General features: G+C 72.5%; 17 protein-coding genes and 1 pseudogene. 11 read left to right on the top strand and 7 right to left on the bottom strand.

Translation table 11 applies throughout. From position 1 onward, the window contains the following. Positions 1–7 precede the first annotated feature (7 nt). Together ACFXI4_RS37280 and ACFXI4_RS37285 are read right to left on the bottom strand one after the other, a co-directional pair. Entirely contained in the window at positions 8–757 is a 750-nt protein-coding gene (locus ACFXI4_RS37280; RefSeq protein ID WP_384999866.1) for an MBL fold metallo-hydrolase, read from the bottom strand. Positions 758–844: 87 nt separating this feature from the next. Further along, a complete protein-coding gene (locus ACFXI4_RS37285) occupies positions 845–1,471 on the bottom strand; it encodes an alpha-ketoglutarate-dependent dioxygenase AlkB (protein WP_384999869.1) in 627 nt (208 codons plus the stop codon). Positions 1,472–1,600: 129 nt separating this feature from the next. Here ACFXI4_RS37285 and ACFXI4_RS37290 point away from each other — a divergent pair, with 129 nt between their 5' ends. Both ACFXI4_RS37290 and ACFXI4_RS37295 read left to right on the top strand, forming a co-directional pair. Beyond that, positions 1,601–2,227, top strand: coding sequence for a TetR/AcrR family transcriptional regulator (locus ACFXI4_RS37290; RefSeq protein ID WP_384999871.1), 627 nt, complete (start codon positions 1,601–1,603; stop codon positions 2,225–2,227). A gap of 17 nt (positions 2,228–2,244) precedes the next feature. Beyond that, the gene (locus ACFXI4_RS37295) at positions 2,245–3,918 is read left to right on the top strand and encodes an FAD-binding dehydrogenase (RefSeq protein ID WP_384999912.1); all 1,674 of its coding nucleotides are present in this window, start codon (positions 2,245–2,247) and stop codon (positions 3,916–3,918) included. A 99-nt stretch (positions 3,919–4,017) separates the two neighbouring features. Here ACFXI4_RS37295 and ACFXI4_RS37300 read toward each other — a convergent pair whose 3' ends face one another. Next, complete coding sequence (locus tag ACFXI4_RS37300) at positions 4,018–4,365, bottom strand: DUF488 domain-containing protein (protein WP_384999874.1); 348 nt, start codon at positions 4,363–4,365, stop codon at positions 4,018–4,020. Between the two features lie 172 nt (positions 4,366–4,537). On the opposite strand from ACFXI4_RS37300, the gene ACFXI4_RS37305 reads away from it, so the two are divergent. From ACFXI4_RS37305 to ACFXI4_RS37320, 4 genes are all read left to right on the top strand, one after another. Then, positions 4,538–5,941 carry a M1 family metallopeptidase gene (locus ACFXI4_RS37305; protein ID WP_384999877.1) on the top strand — a complete coding sequence of 468 codons (1,404 nt, stop codon included), beginning with the start codon at positions 4,538–4,540 and terminating at the stop codon, positions 5,939–5,941. A gap of 121 nt (positions 5,942–6,062) precedes the next feature. Then, a complete protein-coding gene (locus ACFXI4_RS37310) occupies positions 6,063–6,803 on the top strand; it encodes a L,D-transpeptidase family protein (protein ID WP_384999880.1) in 741 nt (246 codons plus the stop codon). 30 nt (positions 6,804–6,833) lie between these two features. Next, the gene (locus ACFXI4_RS37315) at positions 6,834–7,532 is read left to right on the top strand and encodes a response regulator transcription factor (protein ID WP_362730597.1); all 699 of its coding nucleotides are present in this window, start codon (positions 6,834–6,836) and stop codon (positions 7,530–7,532) included. Next, positions 7,529–9,394, top strand: coding sequence for an ATP-binding protein (locus tag ACFXI4_RS37320; RefSeq protein ID WP_384999884.1), 1,866 nt, complete (start codon positions 7,529–7,531; stop codon positions 9,392–9,394). Before ACFXI4_RS37315 ends, ACFXI4_RS37320 begins: the two co-directional genes overlap by 4 nt. On the opposite strand, the gene ACFXI4_RS37325 is transcribed toward ACFXI4_RS37320, so the two are convergent. Together ACFXI4_RS37325 and ACFXI4_RS37330 are read right to left on the bottom strand one after the other, a co-directional pair. After that, on the bottom strand, positions 9,387–9,641 hold the full coding sequence (locus ACFXI4_RS37325; protein WP_384999887.1) for a WhiB family transcriptional regulator: 255 nt from the start codon (positions 9,639–9,641) through the stop codon (positions 9,387–9,389). The two genes, ACFXI4_RS37320 and ACFXI4_RS37325, sit on opposite strands and share 8 nt — an antisense overlap. A 111-nt stretch (positions 9,642–9,752) precedes the next feature. Next, complete coding sequence (locus tag ACFXI4_RS37330; RefSeq protein WP_384999890.1) at positions 9,753–10,967, bottom strand: saccharopine dehydrogenase family protein; 1,215 nt, start codon at positions 10,965–10,967, stop codon at positions 9,753–9,755. 122 nt (positions 10,968–11,089) lie between these two features. On the opposite strand from ACFXI4_RS37330, the gene ACFXI4_RS37335 reads away from it, so the two are divergent. Next, positions 11,090–11,839: a TetR/AcrR family transcriptional regulator gene (locus tag ACFXI4_RS37335; RefSeq protein ID WP_384999893.1), complete on the top strand. Its 750-nt coding sequence runs from the start codon at positions 11,090–11,092 to the stop codon at positions 11,837–11,839. 4 nt (positions 11,840–11,843) lie between these two features. Here ACFXI4_RS37335 and ACFXI4_RS37340 read toward each other — a convergent pair whose 3' ends face one another. Then, the gene (locus tag ACFXI4_RS37340) at positions 11,844–12,728 is read right to left on the bottom strand and encodes a LysR family transcriptional regulator ArgP (RefSeq protein WP_384999896.1); all 885 of its coding nucleotides are present in this window, start codon (positions 12,726–12,728) and stop codon (positions 11,844–11,846) included. 85 nt (positions 12,729–12,813) lie between these two features. Here ACFXI4_RS37340 and ACFXI4_RS37345 point away from each other — a divergent pair, with 85 nt between their 5' ends. Together ACFXI4_RS37345 and ACFXI4_RS37350 are read left to right on the top strand one after the other, a co-directional pair. Next, positions 12,814–13,431, top strand: a complete 618-nt coding sequence (locus ACFXI4_RS37345) for a LysE/ArgO family amino acid transporter (protein WP_384999899.1) — start codon at positions 12,814–12,816, stop codon at positions 13,429–13,431. Between the two features lie 128 nt (positions 13,432–13,559). Further along, positions 13,560–14,870 (top strand): MFS transporter, encoded by a 1,311-nt coding sequence (locus ACFXI4_RS37350; RefSeq protein WP_384999902.1) that lies wholly within the window; start codon positions 13,560–13,562, stop codon positions 14,868–14,870. Between the two features lie 4 nt (positions 14,871–14,874). Here ACFXI4_RS37350 and ACFXI4_RS37355 read toward each other — a convergent pair whose 3' ends face one another. Continuing rightward, positions 14,875–15,324 carry a cyclic nucleotide-binding domain-containing protein gene (locus ACFXI4_RS37355; RefSeq protein WP_362729953.1) on the bottom strand — a complete coding sequence of 150 codons (450 nt, stop codon included), beginning with the start codon at positions 15,322–15,324 and terminating at the stop codon, positions 14,875–14,877. Positions 15,325–15,743: 419 nt separating this feature from the next. Between ACFXI4_RS37355 and ACFXI4_RS37360 the strand changes: the two genes are divergently transcribed. Together ACFXI4_RS37360 and ACFXI4_RS37365 are read left to right on the top strand one after the other, a co-directional pair. After that, entirely contained in the window at positions 15,744–16,157 is a 414-nt protein-coding gene (locus tag ACFXI4_RS37360) for an ATP-binding protein (protein ID WP_384999906.1), read from the top strand. A gap of 233 nt (positions 16,158–16,390) precedes the next feature. After that, positions 16,391–16,571, top strand: a pseudogene (locus ACFXI4_RS37365) (B/F/G family RNA polymerase sigma-70 factor); the annotation flags it as partial.

The raw sequence follows: 16,571 nt of genomic DNA on the forward strand, positions 1-16,571 counted from the left end.
CCCGACTTTAGACGGCGCGTTCGCGGGCCAGCCGGGCGGCGGCCTCGATGGATCCCCGGTGCACGGGGCCGTGCCCGGGCAGCAGGACGTCGCCGTCGAGCGTTTCGATGACGCCGAGCGAGTCCACCGCCCGGGAGCGCTCGTGGTGGAACATGTCGGGCAGCAGCTGCGGGCCGGTGAGGCGCGCGGTGGCGTGGCCGCTGACCAGGGCGTCGCCGGAGATGACGATCCCGGCGTCGGGCAGGTGGTAGACGGTGTGCCCGTCGGTGTGGCCGGGCGTGTGCACCGGGACGGGGCGGCCGGGCAGGTCCAGCGGGCCGTCGGTGACCGGGAACGCCTCGGGCGCCGTCACCGGGTGCTGCTCGGTGCCGCCGACCCGCAGGACGTGCACCAGCCACGGCACCACACCCGGCCGCCAGGCGTTCTTCAGCACCGCCCCCACCGAGACCTGCTGGAGGAAGTCCCGCCGCGCGTGCGGCACTTCGGCCTCGTGCAGGTAGACCGGGGTGCCGTGGGCGTCGCGCAGGTACTCGGCCGACCCGAGGTGGTCGTTGTGCGCGTGGGTGATCAGGACGGCCGCTACCGCCTCCGGTGAACTGCCCACCTCCGCCAGGGAGCCGAGCAGCCCCGGCCGGTCACCGGGGTAGCCGGTGTCCACCAGGGTGACGGCGTCGCCGTCCTTGAGGATCACCCAGTTGGTGTGCTGTCCGTGCACCAGGTAGATGCCCTTGCCGACTTCGTGTACCTCTGCGCGCATGATCTCTCCGACGTTCCCGCAGCATCCTGACCGAACCGGAGGACAGCCAACCAGACGAGGCGCGGTGACCGCCGACGGGGACCCTGGTCACCGCACCCCGTGCGGCCGGAACTGGATGCTGATGCGCGGACCGGCGGCCCGCGCGGTCTTCGGTACGCAGTGCTCCCAGGTCCGCTGGCAGGAGCCGCCCATCACGATCAGGTCGCCGTGGCCCAGCGGGCGCCGGACCGAGGGACCGCCGCGCATCGGGCGCAGCAGCAGGTCGCGTGGGGCGCCCACGGAGAGGATCGCGACCATGGTGTCCTCCCGTGAACCCCGGCCGATCCGGTCGCCGTGCCAGGCGACGCTGTCCCGGCCGTCGCGGTAGTAGCAGAGCCCCGCCGTGCTGAACGGCTCGCCCAGCTCGTCGGCGTAGTGGCGGGTGAGCGCCGCGCGGGCCTCGGCGAGGACGGGGTGCGGGAGCGGGTCGGCGGAGCCGTAGAAGGCGAGCAGCCGCGGTACGTCCACGACGCTGTCGTACATCGTGCGGCGCTCGGCGTGCCAGGGGACGTCCGCCGCCAGCCGTTCGAACAGGGCGTCGGCGCCGCTCAGCCAGCCGGGCAGCACGTCGATCCAGGCGCCGGAGCCCAGCTCGGTGCGGCCGACGCCGTCGAGGGTGTTGAGCCGCAGCTCGTCGGTCTGGTCGAACAGGGAGCCCTGGAGGTGCGTGGCCATGGAGCCAGCGTACTCCTTAATCGAATGTGTGTTCCCATTCGATCTTGGCGGTCTCGCGCGACCTCCGGCCGAGGTCTTTCGATACGTTCATGTATCGGATACGTTCCTGTATCGAACGGAGGTCGGGACATGGATGCCGACGGCGCGACCGGGCGGGTCACCCGGCGCCGGGTCCGGACCCGGGCCCGGCTGCTCGACGCCGCGTTCACCGTGTTCGCGGCCAAGGGGTTCGGGCGCGTCTCCATCGAGGAGGTCTGCGAGGCCGCCGGGTTCAGCAGAGGCGCCTTCTACTCCAACTTCGCCACCCTCGACGAGCTGTTCTTCGCCCTCTACCGGGACCGCGCCGACCTCATCGCCCGGCAGGTCGCCGACGCCCTCGCCCTGGACGGCCCGGACCTGGACGTGGCGGCCTCCGTGGACCGGGTCACCGACGTGCTGCTCCTCGACGTGGACTGGCTGCTGGTGAAGACCGACTTCCTGGTGCACGCCGCCCGGGACCCGGCCGTCGCCGATGCGCTCCTGGACCACCGCGCCCGGCTGCGGCAGGCCGTCGCCGACCGGCTCTTCCGGGCCGGCGGCCACACCCCGGTCCCCGCCGTGCTCGGCGGCGTCGACGGCGCCGCCCACGCCGTGGTCGCCGCGTACGACGGCGTGAGCACCCAACTGCTCCTCGACAAGGACGTCGACCGGGCCAGGGCCTGGCTCAAGCAACTGCTCACCGCGCTGCTGACCGACGGCAGCACCCACCCCGTATGAGAAAGGCAACGGTCGCCATGGACGCGGACGTCATCGTCGTCGGAGCGGGCCTCGCCGGCCTGGTCGCGGCGCACGAACTCACCAGCAGGGGCCGCCGGGTCGCCCTGGTCGACCAGGAGAACGCGGCCAACCTCGGCGGCCAGGCGTTCTGGTCCTTCGGCGGGCTCTTCCTCGTCGACTCGCCCGAGCAGCGCCGCCTCGGCATCAAGGACTCCCTCGACCTGGCCTGGAACGACTGGCGGGGCAGCGCCCAGTTCGACCGCGAGGACGACGAGGACTCCTGGGCGGTGCGCTGGGCGCGGGCCTACGTGGAGTTCGCGGCCGGGGAGAAGCGGCCCTGGCTGCAGAGCCACGGCATCAGCCTGCTGCCGACCGTCGGCTGGGCCGAACGCGGCGACCTGCGCGCGACCGGGCACGGCAACTCGGTACCCCGCTTCCACATCGCCTGGGGCACCGGAACCGGCGTCGTCGAACCCTTCGTCCGGTACGCCAGGCAGGCCGCCCGCGACGGACTGCTCACCTTCCACCACCGTCACCGGGTGGACGGACTCGTCGTCGAGGACGGCGCGGCACGCGGCGTGCGCGGCACGGTCCTCGCCCCCGACGACTCGCCGCGCGGTGTCGCCTCCAGCCGTGACCGGACCGGCGACTTCGAACTCACCGCCCAGGCCGTCGTCGTCACCACCGGAGGCATCGGCGCCAACCACGACATCGTCCGCCGCTACTGGCCCGAGCGCCTCGGCACACCCCCGGCCGAGATGGTCACCGGCGTCCCCGCCTACGTGGACGGCCGCATGCTCGACATCAGCGCCGAGGCAGGCGTCCGCCTGGTCAACCGCGACCGCATGTGGCACTACACCGAGGGCATCCAGAACTGGAACCCCGTCTGGCCGGGCCACGGCATCCGCATCCTGCCCGGCCCGTCCTCGATCTGGCTGGACGCCCTCGGCCGCCGGCTCCCCGACCCCTGCCTGCCGGGATACGACACCCTCAGCACCCTGAAGTACCTGCGCACCACCGAGGACATCGCGGGACACGACCACTCCTGGTTCGTCCTCACCCGGAAGATCATCGAGAAGGAGTTCGCGCTCTCCGGCTCCGAGCAGAACCCGGACATCACCGCCAAGGACCGCAAGGCCGTGCTGCGCGACCGGCTGCTCGGCAAGGGCGCCCCCGGCCCGGTGCAGGCCTTCGTCGACAAGGGCGCGGACTTCGTGACCGCGAACTCCCTGGAGCAGCTCGTCGAGAAGATGAACGGGCTCACCGGCAAGGCGCTCCTGGACGCGGCCGAGGTGCGCCGCCAGATCGTCGCCCGCGACCTGCAGATCGGCAACTCCTACAGCAAGGACTCCCAGATCCAGGGCATCCACAACGCCCGCCGCTACATCGGCGACCGCCTCGGCCGGGTCGCCTCCCCGCACCGCATCCTCGACCCGGCCGCCGGACCGCTGATCGGGGTCAGGATGCACGTCCTGACGCGCAAGACCCTCGGCGGCATCCAGACCGACCTGGAATCCCGCGCCCTGGGCGCCGACGGGCAGCCGATCGAGGGGCTCTACGCGGCCGGCGAGGTGGCCGGCTTCGGCGGCGGCGGCGTGCACGGCTACAACGCGCTGGAGGGCACCTTCCTCGGCGGCTGCCTGTTCTCGGGCCGCTCGGCGGGCCGCGCGGCGGCCAGGCAGACCGCCTAGGGTCTGTCCGGCGGAACGGGTCGCGGGAGGTCGACGGCGCCTCGTCGCCGCCGGTGAGCGGGGTCTGGTGTGTCCGCCGCACGGTCCGCCGGACAGGCCCTACGCGGACAGGAGCCGTGCCAGTACCGTGGCGTGGCTCTCGTCCGGGGACCTGGACGCGGTGAGCAGGGTCACCCGGCCCCTGCTCGCCGACTCCCGCAGGCCGTCGAGGAGTCCGGCCGCCTCGGGGGCGGCCAGCTCCGCCTCGTAGCGGCGGGTGAACTCCTCGTAGGAACCGCCGTCGTGGAACCACCGGCGCAGCTCGTTCGAGGGCGTCAGTGCCTTGGGCCACTCGTCCACGTGCGCGTCCGCCTTCGACATCCCGCGCGGCCACAGCCGGTCCACCAGGACCCGCACCCCGTCGTCCGGCTCGGGACTCTCATAGATCCTGCGGACACGCACACTCACGGTCGGGCGCCCCTCGGCTCGGTGACGGTCCCCGCGAGGGTAGCGGCGGGTCCGCCCCACCGGCTGCCGACGCGACGCGGCTTGACCAGAATGAGGGGGAAACACGGACGCCCGCGCGCCTAGTCTGTGGGCCACTGATCATCGGCCACCGTCCGAAGGAGCGCTTGTGCAGGTGCAGGGTGCAAGCAGACGTACCGCAGTCCTCCGCCGCGAGGCGGTCCTCGCCACCGTCCCGGTCGCCGTGGCGGCCCTGCTCGCCGCCGCCGGCACGGCCTCGGCGAGCACGACAGGCGCCGCGGGCGCGGGCGACCCCTACTTCCCGCTCAGCGGCAACGGCGGCTACCACGTCGGCCACTACGACCTGACGCTGCGCTACGACACCTCCTCCCGCCATCTGGACGGCAAGGCCGTCCTCACGGCCCGCGCCACCCAGAAGCTCACCCGCTTCGACCTGGACCTCAGCGGCCTGAAGGTCACCCGGGTCACCGTCGACGGCCGGACCGCCCGATTCAGCCGCAGCGGGCAGGAGCTGGTCGTCACGCCGTCGCGCCCGCTCGCCAAGGGCCGTCAGTTCCGGGTCGCGGTCGCCTACAACGGCACCCCGAAGCAGGTCACCGACCCCGACGGCTCGCCGGACGGCTGGATCCGCACCGACGACGGCGCGTTCGTCGCCGGCGAGCCGCAGGGCGCGATGACCTGGTTCCCGGCGAACAGCCACCCCAAGGACAAGTCGTCGTACGACTTCACGATCACCGTCCCCAAGGGGCGCACCGCCGTCGCCAACGGAGTCCTGCTCGGGCAGCACACCTCGGGCGGCCGCACCACCTTCCGCTGGCGGCAGAGCGAGCCGATGGCCGCCTACCTGGCCACCGCCACTGTCGGGAACTTCAAGGTGCAGCAGTACACCACCCGCGACGGGATCAAGGTGTACAACGCGGTCGACCCGCGCGAGGGGAGCGGGTCCGCGGCCGTGCTGAAGAAGCTGCCGTCGGTCCTGGAGTGGGAGAGCAGGCTGTTCGGGCCCTATCCGTTCCGCTCGGCCGGGGCGATCGTCGACCACGCGCCGAGCGTCGGCTACGCCCTGGAGACGCAGGGCCGGCCGATCTACGACTCCGCGCCCGACCTCGACACGCTGGTGCACGAGAACGCCCACCAGTGGTTCGGTGACTCCGTCTCGCTCACCTCCTGGAAGGACATCTGGCTCAACGAGGGCTTCGCGACCTACGCGGAGTGGCTCTACGAGGAGCAGCACGGGGGCGACAGCGCGCAGAAGACCTTCGACGCGCTGTACGCCAAGCCGGCGAGCGACGAGTTGTGGGCGTATCCGCCGGCCGACCCGGGCAGTGGCGCGAACATCTTCGGCACGCCGGTGTACGCGCGGGGCGCGATGGCGCTGCACGAGCTGCGCAAGGCCGTGGGGGACGCGGTGTTCTTCCGGATTCTCCGGGTCTGGGCGAGTGGGCATCGGTACGGGCACGGGACCACCGCGGAGTTTGTGAAGCTCGCGCAGGGGCAGTCGGGCAAGGATCTCGGGTCCTTGTTCCAGACGTGGTTGTACAAGAAGGGCAAGCCGTAGGGAATTGAGTGCGGGCCGGCAGGGGCTTGTCGCGCAGTTCCCCGCGCCCCTTCGGCGCGCTTCCACCAACAGGGATCTGAAGCTGACGAGTTTCTTACAATTTTCAGCCAGAGTCGGTCTCATGATCCATCGCAGAACAGCTGTCGCGCTCCTCGCCTCCCCCCTCCTGCTCTCGGGCTGCGGGGGCGGCGCCGAGGCCGCGCCGAGCCGGTCGGACGACGACCGGCCGGCACGGGCGGCGGCTGCCCCCGCAGCCGAGAGCAGCAGCCCGCGGCCCACCGGCATACCGGGCCTGGGTCCGCGGACCGCGGCGGCGATACCCGAGCGGGCCGAACAGGTCGTCGTCGCCCGGGGGCGGGGCAGGAACTCGCCCGTCTCCAGCGTCGTCCTGTACGAGCGCGACGACGACGTCTGGCAGCCCGGCGCCACCTGGCCCGCACACAACGGCAAGGACGGCTGGAGCGAGCACCACATGGCCGGGGACCTGCGCTCGCCCGTCGGCGTGTACGGGCTCACCGACGCCGGAGGCCTGCTCGCCGACCCGGGCAGCAGGCTGCCGTACGACCACGGGTGGGGCTTCCGCTCACCCGGCACCGGCTTCGAGGGCGAGCCGCTGGAAGGCTCCTTCGACTACGTCGTCGCCATCAACTACAACCGGCAGCCCGGCACTTCGCCCCTCGACTGGACCCGCCCCATGGGAGCCGGGCGCGGCGGCGGTGTCTGGCTGCACGTGGACCACGGCGGTCCGACGCACGCCTGTGTCAGCGTCGCCAAGGCGCACATGAGGCAGCTGCTGCGCACCCTGGACCCGGACCGGCATCCGGTCGTCGTCATGGGGTACGCCGACTGGCTCGCCCGGTAGCCGCCGGAAGACCGCTTAGGATCCGAACCTGTGTGCGCACATGTGCTGGTCGCCGAGGACGACGAGATGCAGGCCGAGCTGATCCGGCGCTCCCTGCTGGCCGAGGGCCATACCGCGACGGTCGTCCACGACGGCGCCGCCGCGCTGGACGCGGCCCGGCGGCTCGGGCCCGACCTGGTCGTCCTCGACCTGATGCTCCCGGTGATCGACGGTTTCGGCGTCTGCCGGGTGCTGCGCGGCGGCGACCCGGAGATCCCGGTGCTGATGCTCACCGCCCGGGCCGAGGAGGACGACGTGCTGCTCGGCCTGGAGCTGGGTGCCGACGACTACATGACCAAGCCGTACAGCCCGCGTGAGCTGATGGCCCGGATCCGGACGGTACTGCGGCGCAGCGGGCGCGTCACGGCGGTGCGGGAGGAACCGGCGGTGACCGCGGCCGGGATCAGTGTGGATCCGGTGCGGCACGAGGTGCGCTGCGACGGGGCGCCGGTGGAGGTGACCCCGGCCGAGTTCCAGATCCTGCTCGCCATGGCCGGGGAGCCCGACCGGGTGTTCACCCGGCGGCAGCTGCTCCAGTGCACCCGCGGCTTCGACCGGGCCTCGACCGAACGGGCCGTCGACGTCCACGTGATGAACCTGCGCCGGAAGATCGAGGCCGACCCCCGGCGGCCGCGACGGCTGCTGACCGTGTTCGGCGTCGGCTACAAGCTGAGCGGCGGCCGGCCGTGAGAACCCGGATACCCTGGCGCAAGCGGCTGCTGGTCCGGCTGCTGTTCGCCTCGGTGCTGATCGCCGCGTGCTCGGTGGCCGCCACCGCCTGGCTCGCGGTGACGACCACCACCAGCGCGCTGGAGGAGGAGCAGGGCCAGGACCTCGCGGCCGACAACAAGATCCTCGCCCAGCTCAGCGGGTACGCGGCGGACCACTCCGACTGGAGCGGGGTGCAGCGCACGGTCCGTACGCTGGCCGTGCAGACCGGCCGCAGGATCGCGCTGACCACCGCCGACCGCACGCTGATCGCCGACTCGGCGGCACGGGGCACCGGGCTGCCGCCCCGGCCGGCCGCCGCCATCGACCCCCTGCACACCGACACCTACACCGAGTCCGGCGCGCAGCTCAGCGGTATCGACCCGCGGGTGGTCGGCCCGTACCGGCTCACGGCGAAGGAACGCGGCGAGCTGGACACGGTGGCGGACAAGGAGCGGTCCTGCTACAACGCCTACGGCATCCGCACCACCGTCGCCCGTACGCCCAGCGGGCGGCCCTACCTCGTCGACGACGACGGCACGGACGCCTCGGCGTTCCGCTCGGTCGGCTGCGGCGGGCTGGGCGATCCCCTCATGGCGATGAAGAAGGGGTTCCTCGGTGTCACCCGCACCGAGACGAAGGCCCTCGCCACGCTGACGGACCTGGTCCGCCCATGTCTGCAGGCCAAGGACCTGGACATCGCAGGACAGCTGTACCTCACCTTCGACCAGACCGGACGCAACCCGGTCACCGGCGGTTTCGTCGTCACCACCAGGAAGGCCAGGCGCGACCAGGCGCACACGGACCAGGTCGCGAAGAACTGCGTCACCAGCGCGCGCCGCACCCAACTGGAGCCGTACGCCGCCCCGCCGGCCGAACTCTTCCTCGGCCTGGGCGACCAGACCGTGCCCCGGTTCGACATGTCCCGGACCAACAAGGCGAAGATCGTCGGCGCGGCCGGGCTGGTCCTGGCCTTCACGGTCGCCGTCACCGCGGTGATCGCCACCCGGCTGGTCCGGCCGCTGCGCGCGCTGACCGTCACGGTACGCCAGCCGCCCGAACTGCACGCGCGGGCGCCGGTGCGGACCCGGGACGAGACCGGGCTGCTGGCCGAGGCGTTCAACGACCTCACCGAACGCCGGGAACGCCTGGAGGAGCAGCGCAAGGCGATGGTCAGCGACATCGCCCATGAGCTGCGCAGCCCGCTCACCAACATCCGGGGCTGGCTGGAGGTCACCCGGGACGGCGTGGTCGACGCCGACCCGGCGCTGCTGGCCTCGCTGCACGAGGAGGCGCTGCTGCTCCAGCGGATCATCGACGACCTCCAGGACCTCGCGGCCGCGGACGCCGGCACCCTGCGCATGCACCGCGAACCGGTCGGCGCCGCCGACCTGTTCGACCAGGTCGCCGCCGCCCACCGGGTGGCCGCGGACGCGGCCGGGGTCACCCTGCTGACCGATGCCGACAGTACGGCCTGGCTCGACGCCGACCCGGTGCGGATGCGCCAGGCGCTGGGCAACCTGGTCTCCAACGCGATCCGGCACACCCCCGCCGAGGGCACGGTGACGCTGGCCGCCCGCCGGGCCGGCGACGAGGTCCGGCTCACCGTCACCGACACCGGCAAGGGCATCGCCCCCGCCGATCTGCCGCACGTCTTCGAGCGGTTCTGGCGCGCCGAGAAGTCCCGCAGCCGCCGGACCGGCGGCAGCGGGCTCGGGCTGCCGATCGTGCGTCATCTGGTCGCCGCCCACGACGGGACCGTCGAGGCCGCGAGCGAACCGGGCAAGGGGGCCGAGTTCACCCTGCGGCTGCCGGCCGCCCCGGTACCGGCCGACGTCAGCTGAACCGGCGTGCGGCCCGCTGCCGGCGCCGGGCCAGCAGTCGGCGCTCCGCCTCGGTCGTACCGCCCCAGACGCCTACGGTCTGCCCGGTGTCCATCGCCCAGTCCAGGCACGGTTCCTGGACCGGACAACGCTCACAGACGGCCTTCGCGCGCCGCGTCTGGTGCAGCGAAGGTCCGGTGGTGCCGATCGGGAAGAAGAGGTCGGGGTCCTCCTCGCGGCACTCGGCGTGGTCTCGCCAGTCGTCCATCGAAGTCACCTGCGATCCAAGTCGACTCTGCCGTTTCGTATGCGTGCTCCGGTCCGGGTCACCGGAGCGGGCGCCGCCGAAACGGCCAAGTCCCGGGAAAATCGCGGGCGGTCACTGCTCGCGCAGGCCCCAGGGCGAGCCGTACTCGGTCAGCAGGTCGAGGAACGGGCGGGCCGGGAACGCCTCCGGACCGAGGACGCCCGAGCCCGACCACGCGCCGGTGGCCAGGAGTTCGAGGGCGACGACCGGGTTGAGGGCCGTCTGCCACACCACGGCCTGACTACCGTACTCCGTCATGGACCACTCGTTGTCGACAACGTGGTAGAGATACACCTCGCGCGGCTGCCCGTCCTTGACGCCGCGCACCCAGGTGCCCGCACAGGTCCTGCCGCGCATCCGGTCGCCCAGCGTCGCCGGGTCGGGCAGCGAGGCGGCGACCACGTCCCGCGGCGAGACCGCGACCGGGCCGTCGGCGCCCGGCACGGTCACCGGCGTGGTGCTGTCGAGGCCGAGCAGGTGCAGCGTCTTCAGCGTGTCGATGAACTCGCGGCCGAGCCCGTACTTGAAGGTGACCCGCCGCGCGTCCACCCAGCGGGGCACGAGCAGGACCTCCTCGTGCTCGACGTTGACGCACTCGACCGGTCCGATGCCCTCCGGGAAGTCGAACACCTCCGGCTCGCTGAACGGGGCGGTGGTGAACCAGCCACGCTCCTTCTCGTACACGACGGGCGGGTTGAGGCACTCCTCGATCGTGGTCCAGATACTGAACGAGGGCGCGAAGGCGTAGCCGTCCACGGTCAGGTCCGCACCGTCGCGGATGCCGATCTCCTCGATCTCGTCGAAGAGTTCGTCGGCCGCGTACCGCGCGAACACGTCCGAGAGCCCCGGCTCCACACCCATCCCGACCAGCGCCAGCGCGCCGGCCTTCGCCCACTCACCGGCCCGCGCGAACTGCTCGTCGCCCAGCTTGACCCCGCACTCCTCGTAGGGCCGCTCGGCGTGCGGCCGGGACAGCGACATCGCCATGTCGAGGTAGTCGGCACCGGCCGCGCGGGCGGCCCGGAACAGCGGCATCACGAAGCGCGGGTCGGTGGCGTTGAGCAGCACGTCGCAGCCGTGCCGGGCCAGCAGGCCGGCCACGGCCCCCTCGTCACCGGCGTCGACCCGCTCGGCGAGGAACCGGTCGTCGCCGACGGCGGCCACGGCCGCCTCGGCGCGGGCCGGGTCGTAGTCGGCGACCACCATCACCTCGAAGAACGGACGGCGGGCCGCGATCCGGGTGACGGCGGTGCCCACACCTCCGGCTCCCACGAGCAGTACACGCATGGCCAAATCTCCTTCTCGAACAGAACACGGGGTCGGGTACGGGGCGCCTTGGCCGGAATCAAACGCCCGGCCGTCGCATAAGGTCAATGGCGTTGGCATAAGAACGGACAAGGGAGAGCGCGGTGCCCAAACAGGTCGTGCCGGAGGACAGGAGGCGCAGGCGCCGCCCGACCCGCGGCGGTACCGTGCTGTCCGAGCGGCTGATCGTCGACACCGCCCTGCGGCTGCTGCGCGAGCACGGCAGCGCGGGTCTCACCGCCCGCCGTCTGGGCCTCGCCCTCGACTGCGACCCGAGCACCCTCTACCGCTACTTCCGGGGCATGGACGAGCTGACCCTGGCCATCGGCGACGCCCTCATCGGTGAGGCGCTGGCCGGCTGGGCACCGACGGGGGAGTGGCGCACGGACCTGCGCGCGATCGGCCTGCGCATCCACGCGCGGTACGTGTCCCATCCGCAGGCGGCCCTGCTGACGGCGAACCGGGTGACGGGCCGGGCGCAGGAGCTGGCGGCGGACGAGGCGATCCTCGACGTCCTGCGCACGGCGGGCTTCTCGCTGCCGGAGACGGTCCGCGTCTACCACGCCTTCATCGACCAGACCCTGGCCTTCGCGGCCCTGGACGCGGCCTCGCTGACCCTGCCGGCGGACTCCCAGCGGGCGGACGAGGCCAAGTGGCAGTCGACCTATGCCCAGGTGTCGCCCACGACGCACCCGCGCATCGCGGAAGCGGCCCCCCTTCTGGCGAAACGCATGGTGACCAGTGCCTATCCGACAGCACTGGAGATGCTCCTGGTGAGTGCAGAGCCCCGCCAGGGGCGCGGGGACTCGCGCGAGCGGCCCCCACGCACCCGCAGCCGCCGTCCGGTGAACTGACCCGCTACGGCCGGCGCAACGCACCCCCCGCCGTCCTCACCACCGCCTCCGCCACCGCCCCCAGCGCCGGCGAGTCCAGCTTCCACTGCTGCCAGTACAACGGCGTGTCCACCCACAGCCCCGGCCCCCCGAGCCGCACCAGTCGCCCCTCCCGCAACCGCGGCTCCGCCTGCGCCTGCGGCACCATCCCCCACCCCAGCCCGGCCGTCACCGCCTCCACGAACCCCTCCGAGGTGGGCACGTAATGCCGGAGCGAACTGGCCCCGTCCCGGCCCAGCCGTCGCAGGAACGCGTCCTGGAAGTCGTCCACCCGGTCGAACACGATCACCGGTGCCGCGGCCAGGGCGTCCGGCAGCGGCCCGGTGAGGTGCGCCGCCGCGAACGCCGGGGCGGCCACCGGCAGGTACCGCATCCGTCCCAGCGCCCGCACGGAGCAGCCGGGCACCGCGTCCGGCGACGAGGTCACCGCCGCCATCACCAGCCCCTCCCGCAGCAGCGCGGCCGTGTGCTCCTCGTCCTCCCGGCGCAGTTCCACGAAGACGTCGGGAAGACCGGTCAACGCCTCCAGGAACCATGTCGCCAGCGAGTCCGCGTTGACCGCGACCGACACCCGGGTCGGCTCCCCGGCGCCGCTCATGCCCAGTTCGCCGCGCGCGTCGCGTTCCAGCCGGGCCAGCTGCCGGGCGAACCGCACCAGTACCTCGCCCGACTCGGTCGGCCGCACCGGCTTGGTGCGCTGGAGCAGGACCCGTCCCGTCCGCTGCTCCAGCGCCTTCACCCGCTGACTGACCGCCGACGGTGTCACGTGCAGGACCACGGCCGCCGCGTCGAACGTCCCCTCGTCCACCACCGCCAGCAGCGTCCGCACCTGGTCGAGAGGTAGTTCCACCGTTCCGCTCCCGTCTGCAGTCGTGCTAAGGGTACGTAAGAACCTTTAGCTGTACGTACAGAGATCGCCTTCCTACCGTCGAGGCATGTCCAGCACTCTCGCCGCCGCTGCCGCCGGTTTCGGCAGCGGCCTCTCGCTCATCGTCGCCATCGGCGCCCAGAACGCCTTCGTCCTGCGCCAGGGGGTCCGCCGGGACGCGGTCCTGGTCGTCGTCGGCATCTGTGCCCTGTCCGACGCCGCCCTCATCGCCCTCGGCGTCGGCGGGGTGGGCGCGCTGGTGGTGGCGTGGCCGGGCGCGGTGCGGGCGGTCGGCCTGGTCGGCGGTGCCTTCCTGCTCTGCTACGGCGTCCTGGCCGCCCGCCGGGTTCTGCGGCCCGGCACCGGTGGTCTGCGCACCGAGGGCGAGACGGCCGGGTCCCGGCGCCGGGCCGTGCTCACCTGCCTCGCCATGACCTGGCTGAACCCGCATGTCTACCTGGACACCGTGTTCCTGCTCGGCTCCCTCGCCGCCGACCGGGGCGACCTGCGCTGGACCTTCGGTCTGGGCGCCGCCCTGGCGAGCCTGTGCTGGTTCGCCGCGCTCGGCTTCGGCGGCCGGCTGCTCGGCAGGTACCTCGCCGGGCCGGCCGCCTGGCGGGTGCTGGACGCACTGGTGGCCCTGACCATGGTGGGGCTCGGCCTGATGCTCGTGGCCGGATCCTGACGTCCCCGAACCCGGTTGCGGCCGCATCCTGAGACAGCCGGTTCGGCGGTCACAGAAGTTGCTGGGATAGTGATCCCGCGGTCGAAAGATGTAGCGAGCACCAAGAGGACCAGGACACCAGGAACTCAGTGGACACCAGCGAGAGCGGCACCCAGTCCGGCATACAGCCCCCCGAGGACACCACGGCGCCCCTGCCCCCGCCCCGGCGAGGCTGGCGCCGGTGGGCGATGGACACCCGCCCGCTGGCCGTCCCGGCCTACCGCCGGCTGTGGACCTCGACGATCGTCACCTCGGTCGGCAGCCAGCTCACGGCGGTGGCCGTGCCCAAGCAGATCTACGACATCACCGGGTCCTCGGCCTGGGTCGGTGCCGCGAGCCTCGCCGGACTGCTGCCGCTCGTCGTGTTCGCGCTCTGGGGCGGCGCGGTCGCCGACGCGATGGACCGCCGCAAGCTGCTGCTGATCACCAACTGCGGTATCGCCGTCACCTCGCTGCTGTTCTGGCTCCAGGCCGTCACCGGTCTCGAATCCGTGGCCGCGCTGATGGTCCTGCTCGCCCTGCAGCAGGCGTTCTGGGGGCTGAACGCCCCGGCCCGCACGGCCTCCATAGCCCGGCTGGTCCCCGAGGGGCAACTGCCCGCGGCCAACGCCCTCGGCTCGACGGTCATGCAGACCGGGCAGGTGATCGGCCCGCTGCTGGCCGGTGCCCTGATCCCGGTCATCGGCCTGCCCGAGCTGTATCTGATCGACGCGCTGGCGCTGTGCGTGACGGTGTGGGCGGTCTACCGGCTGCCCGCGCTGCCGCCGCTGGCACGCGCGGTGGCACGCCGGGCCGGGCTGCGGGAGGTCGTGGCGGGGTTCCGCTACATCTCGATGCACAAGGTGCTGCTCCTGTCGTTCCTGGCCGACATCATCGCGATGGTCCTGGGCATGCCCCGCGCCCTCTTTCCGCAGCTGGCCGCCGAGACCTACGGTTCCTACGGCGAAGGGCTGGCGCTCGGTCTGCTGTTCGCGGCGATCCCCGTCGGCGCGGTGCTCGGCGGGCTCTTCTCCGGCACGTTCTCGCGGGCGCGCCGGCACGGCTGGATGGTGATCGGCGCGGTCGTAGGCTGGGGAGCGGCCGTCGCCGGGTTCGGGCTCAGCCGCAACCTCTGGGTGGCGGTCGCCTTCCTGGCCGCGGCCGGGGTCGCGGACATGGTCTCGATGGTCTTCCGGGGCGCGATCCTGCTGTCCGCCGCGACCGACGAGATGCGCGGCCGGATGCAGGGCGTGTTCACGGTGGTGGTCGCGGGCGGCCCGCGCCTGGCCGACGTCCTGCACGGCACCATGGGGTCCGTGTTCGGACCGCGGGCGGCCGTTGCGGGCGGAGGACTGCTGGTCGTGGCCGTGATGCTGGTGCTGGCGGCGGCCGCCCCCGCGCTGCGCCGCTACCGCGTCTGACCCCCTACGCGGGCCGCCGCCCCACGTACGCGTCCAGCAGCTTGCCCCGGGTGGCCTCCAGCCGGCTGGCGAGGATCTCGGCGACGGTCCGTACCAGCGAGAGCCCCAGCAGCGGATCCTCCACGCACAGCGCCAGCACGGCCGCGGCGTCGTACTCGTAGGCCCGCACCTGGCTGAAGGCCACCGCCCCGAAGTCCCAGGCGTACGGCGGGAACAGCCATGACCAGCCGAGCAGGTCGCCGGCGCCCAGGGTGGCGACGGTGACCCGTTTACGGGACGTGACCTCCTGGTCCAGGTTGACCGCCCCCGAGCGGATCACCCAGAAGCGGTCCGCGGTGCCGCCGGCCTCGAAGATGCGGGTGTCCTCGGGGAAGGAGACCTCCTCCGCCAGTTCCATGAGGCGCGCGCGCTGCGCCTGCGGCAGGGCGGTCAGCAGTTTGATGGCTTTGGTCATGGCGCGGGGCTCCTCGCCGGCGAGGGTACGGGGGCTTTCCCTACGCCCATTTCAGCCGCTGGCGCCGCGCCGGGCACCTCGAAGAGTGTGAGAACCGCGTGCCCGCAGGCGTCCGGACATGAAAAAGCCCTGGCTGGACGGGGGAGGCCAGCCAGGGCCGTCAAGCGGTGGCCCGGGGAGGACCTGACGTCAACTCCTCGACCACTTATGGATGAACGCTAAACCATCCGCGGTCGTTTCCGGTACCCGGGAACAGGCTACGTGACCCGTTTCACTCCGGGAAGCCCTTGCCGCCCCTCGATGCGTTTGGCAGCGCCCCGACCGGTGAGGCGAAAGGAAGAGACCCGTGCGGACGGGCCGGTCGACCCAACCGGTCCACCATTCAGGGAGCGCCGGTCCACCATTCAGGGAGCGAAGGGATGCGCGAGAAGATCCGGACCGAACCAGTAGTGGTACCACCCGACTCCCGCCGGCCGTTCCTGCTGCCTGCCGACGCCCGCAGTGCGGTCCGCGGCGCGGTCGCCCGGCAGACTGTGCCGATCGCCGCCGGAGCCCTGGACGACGCCCTGCTCGTCACCTCGGAACTGACCACCAACGCGATCCTGCACGGCGGCGGGATCACCGGCTTCGACGTGGACGTCGACGGACGCGCGGTACGCGTGTCGGTCAGCGACCGCAGTGACGCCCTGCCCGTGGCCGAGCAGGTCCCGGACGGGCGCGACCGGCCCGGCGGCCGGGGCTGGCCCATCGTCTGCCGGCTGGCCCGGGACGTGGAGGTCGCCGGACTGCCCCGCGGGGGCAAGCGGATCACCGCGGTCGTGTCGCTGAGCTGACCCGGCGAGCCGAAGTTCTCCTCGCGGTGTGTTTGCGTCGAGAACCAAGGGGCAGGCGGACTGTCGTGCTTCGGACCGGAGGCGCGCGCCAGTGGGAGCGGTTCTCTCGCCCCCCGGCCCGCAGAGCGGTCCGGGCGGTGCTCCCGCGGCGACTCTGACACCGCAGTTCGGGTCGACTCCCGGAACCCCGTTCCGGTGATGCCCTGGAGCCCACAGTTCAGGAGCGATTCCGCATGCTCACCGACTTGTCGAACAGCCGCCCCCGTACCCCCGGCCACCCCACGCACGCCGTTCGTCCAGCGTCCCGGCACAGCCACGGCGACGCGCCCGACACGGCGTCCCTCTTCGCCCGGCTCGCCGCTCTGGAGGACGGTCCCGAACGGGACGTCCTGCGCGACGAGCTGGTGGCCGCCT

Source organism: Streptomyces sp. NPDC059224 (assembly GCF_042754285.1).
Taxonomy (GTDB): domain Bacteria; phylum Actinomycetota; class Actinomycetes; order Streptomycetales; family Streptomycetaceae; genus Streptomyces.